The organism is Microvirga rosea (genome assembly GCF_020595095.1).
GTDB classification, from domain to species: domain Bacteria; phylum Pseudomonadota; class Alphaproteobacteria; order Rhizobiales; family Beijerinckiaceae; genus Microvirga; species Microvirga rosea.
Genome location: NZ_JAJDOP010000038.1, coordinates 1 through 560, shown reverse-complemented (window position 1 = coordinate 560; position 560 = coordinate 1). Strand labels below are relative to the sequence as shown.

The following is a 560-nucleotide window of genomic DNA, read 5'->3' as shown; positions in this document are numbered from 1 at the left end:
CAAAAAATCCGGGATTTTGGCCCGGATTTCTGCTGTGGTGCGGCCTAGAACGGAATGTCGTCGTCGATATCGCTAAAGCGCGAGCCGCCGCCCGCCGGTGCCGCCGCCGGCCGCCGCTCCATCGGCGACGAGCGGCCAAACTCCCCACCCCGGCTGACCTGACCCGCCTGGCCCGGCTCTTCCTCGCCGTACTCGCCAGACCCGCCGCCCCGGCTGTCCAGGATCGTCAGCTCGCCGCGGAAGCGCTGCAGCACCACCTCGGTGGTGTACTTCTCCTGCCCCTGCTGATCCTGCCACTTGCGTGTCTGCAGCTGGCCCTCGATGTAAACCTTCGAGCCCTTCTTCAGATACTGCTCCGCCACCCGCGCCAGGTTCTCGTTGAAAATCACCACCGAGTGCCACTCGGTTTTTTCCTTGCGCTCGCCCGAGGCCTTGTCCTTCCAGGTTTCCGAGGTCGCAATCCGCAGGTTCACCACAGGCTCGCCCGAGTTCAACCGCCGAACCTCAGGGTCACGCCCCAGGTTCCCTACCAATATCACCTTGTTCACACTGCCTGCCAT

At 64.1% G+C, this 560-nt stretch carries 1 protein-coding gene; it reads right to left on the bottom strand.

Annotated elements, in window-relative coordinates:
• Positions 1–44: 44 nt before the first annotated feature.
• The coding region (locus LJD17_RS23935; RefSeq protein WP_227386764.1) for a single-stranded DNA-binding protein at positions 45–560 on the bottom strand (516 nt) is incomplete at its 5' end.